General features: G+C 67.4%; 3 protein-coding genes and 1 pseudogene. 3 read left to right on the forward strand and 1 reads right to left on the reverse strand.

The annotated features are described in order from the left end of the window. The coding region (locus tag G3N93_RS37520; RefSeq protein WP_241026867.1) for an AAA family ATPase at positions 1-929 on the reverse strand (929 nt) is incomplete at its 3' end. Between the two features lie 229 nt (positions 930-1,158). On the opposite strand from G3N93_RS37520, the gene G3N93_RS37525 reads away from it, so the two are divergent. The 3 genes and pseudogenes from G3N93_RS37525 to G3N93_RS37535 all read left to right on the forward strand — a co-directional run. After that, complete coding sequence (locus G3N93_RS37525; protein ID WP_174937497.1) at positions 1,159-1,878, forward strand: nitroreductase; 720 nt, start codon at positions 1,159-1,161, stop codon at positions 1,876-1,878. Positions 1,879-2,024: 146 nt separating this feature from the next. Continuing rightward, entirely contained in the window at positions 2,025-2,513 is a 489-nt protein-coding gene (locus tag G3N93_RS37530; RefSeq protein ID WP_174989594.1) for a hypothetical protein, read from the forward strand. A gap of 5 nt (positions 2,514-2,518) precedes the next feature. After that, a pseudogene (locus tag G3N93_RS37535) lies at positions 2,519-2,929 on the forward strand (endonuclease); the annotation flags it as partial.

Raw genomic sequence — 2,929 nt, forward strand, 5'->3', positions numbered from 1 at the left:
TCGTGACTGTGACTGGTGATTGTGTTTGTTTTTAATCTAAGTGAGCCCGCACCGTGTCCCACACGCTGCCGCACCCGCTTACCCTCCGCGCCGCTCTTGCGATTGTCGTCGCCGAGGATGTCCGGGAAGCGCCGCCCCCACGCATGCGACGTGCGGATCTCGTCGTAGATCGTCTGCGCGATCCGGCGCGCGCCGGCCGCATCGGGCGGCTCGATCTCGTACACGTTCATCCGGTTGAGCAGCGGCTCCGGAATCGCGTGCGCGTCGTTCGCGGTCGCGATCCAGATCACGTTGCCCGCATCGATCGGCACTTCCGCGAATTCGTCGATGAATGCGCGCGCGGTGTCGTGCTCGAGCAACGCGTACAGCGCGCCGAGCGGATCGTATTGCGCATCGCTGCCGGCCTTGTCGATCTCGTCGACCGCGATCACCGGGTTCGCGTAGCTGCCGTTCACGAGCGCATCGAACACCTTGCCCGGCTTCGCGTTCTTCCATTGCGACGACGCACCCGACAGGATCCAGCCGGCCGTCAGCGAACTCATCGGCACGTAGTGGTACGCGGTGCCGAGCAGTTGCGCGAGCGCCTTCGCGAAATGCGTCTTGCCGATGCCCGGGGGCCCGAGCAACAGGATCGGCATCAGTTCGAGCCGGTCGTCCGTTTCGAGGCACAGCGCGACCTGCTTGCGCACGTCGTCGAGCGGCTCGGCGAAATTGGGCAATGCCTCGCCGAGCGCGTCGAACGACGGCATCCGGTTCGGCTTCACGCAGAAGCGCAGATTGCCCGTCTTGAGCATCCTCTCGTAGGTGGCGCGCAGTGCGTCGCTCGCGCTCTCGTTCAGGTCACTCAGCGCCGTCTCGACCTGCTCGAGGTCGTACACCGTGCTGAAGGACGCCACCGCCAGTTCCTGTTTCACCATCGCCGTCGTCATACCAACCTCGCTGCCGCTTGCTGTCACACGACCATCAGACCCTTACGATTTCAGTGTAGCGATCCCGCATTCCCGCGCAAGCAAGCAGCCGCGTGCGTCTGCTGCTAACACCCGCGCGCACTGCACGCCGGCGCACCGCGGCGTATGATCGTCGGTTCACCCACCCGCCGCACCGGCCGTGCCGACGGCGCCCGCGCGGCGCGTCGGACCCCGTCCCGAAGGTATGCCGATGTCCGTCCCCACTGCTTTCCCGCGCGTCGACGCCGATGCAATCGACGCCGTCGATGCGGCACTCACGTCGCGCCGCGCGATCCGCGCATTCCTGCCGACGCCCGTGCCGCGCGACACGCTCGAGGCAATCCTCGAAGCCGCAAGCCGCGCGCCGTCGGGCACCAACATCCAGCCGTGGCGCGTGTACGTCGCGACGGGCGCCACGCGCGATGCGCTCGCCGCCGCACTCACCGCGGCCCATGACGATCCCGCGCGCAACGAGAAATACGTCGCCGAGTACGACTACTACCCGCGCGAATGGGTGTCGCCGTATATCGACCGGCGCCGCAAGGTCGGCTGGGACCTGTACGGCCTGTTGAACATCGGCCGCGACGAGAAGGCGCGCATGCATGCGCAGCACGCACGCAACTTCCGTTTCTTCGATGCGCCGGTCGCACTGTTCTTCACGCTCGACCGCGTGATGACCTACGGTGCATGGCTCGACTGCGGGATGTTCCTGCAGGGCGTGATGACCGCTGCACGCGCACGCGGGCTCGATACCTGCCCGCAGGCCGCGTTCGTGCCGTTTCACCGGATCGTCACCGAACACCTCGGCATTCCCGCCAACGAGCAACTGGTCTGCGGCATGTCGCTCGGCCATGCGGACCCCGACGCGATCGAGAACCGCCTCGTCACCGAGCGCGCGCCGGTCGCCGAGTTCACGCGCTTTTTCGCTTGAAAACGCATGACGCGGCCCTACCTTTCGAACAGGACCGCATCTTGCGGCGAACCTGCCGCGGCGCGTCCTGTCACATCACGATCGAAATCGATCGGGCGTAAGATGTGCGTCCGTTCCCCGCTATTCCGCGTTTCCGGAGACGTTTCATGCTGAAACACGGCCTGGCCGTCCTGCTCGCGAGCATCGCGCTCGCCGCCCATGCGCAGAGCCCCGCGCCGGCCTCCGTCGCGTGGGAGATCCAGGTCGTGCGCGACGGTCAGACCATCGACACGTTCCAGCAGCGCACCACCGTGGGTCAGACCCGTACCGATACCCATCGCTATCCGTCCGCCGTGCCGGTCGGCTGCGGCAATGCCGCGCGCGTGGTGCCGACCGAGCGTTCGCGCTCGGTCACGGTCGCGCCGCTCACCGTCGATGCCGGCGCGAACACGGTGTCGCTCGCGCTCGACGTGCAGGAAACGATCGACGACGAAGGGGCGAAGCCGGCCGATCCGTGCCTGCCCGCGTCGCCGCGGCAAATCGTCGCGAGTCACCCCGGCCTGACGGTCGGCGGCGACGCGTGGACCGACTGGACGCTCGTCGAACAGCATCCGCACCTCGTGTACCGCGTGCGTGCGCACGTCGCGAAGGATTGAGCGTCATGTCCGCCGACGCCCTGTCCCTGCCGTTCGCCGAACCGCACGCCGCCCCCGACGAAATCACCGCGGTGAGCTGGAACCTGCACAAGGGCCGCTCGCCACTCGGCTTCACCGCGTGGAACGCGATGCGCAACTGGATGCAGTCGACGCACGCCGACGTGTATTTCCTGCAGGAAGCAATGGCGCGCCGCATGCCGCGCCCCGTGCTCGCACCCGGCTTCGGCGCGCCGATGGACGACGCGGTCGACGACGTCTGGCACTGCCAGGCCACCGAGATCGCACATGCACTCGACTGGCAGATCGCGCTCGGGCCGAACGTGTTCAAGCCGTCGTGGCGGCACGGCAATGCGATCCTGTCACCACACCCGCTCGACCTCGGCGGCCGCTGGGACATCTCCGCGCACCGCTTCGAG

Origin of the sequence: Burkholderia sp. Se-20378, from assembly GCF_017104665.1 — a bacterium.
GTDB classification, from domain to species: Bacteria; Pseudomonadota; Gammaproteobacteria; order Burkholderiales; family Burkholderiaceae; genus Burkholderia; species Burkholderia lata.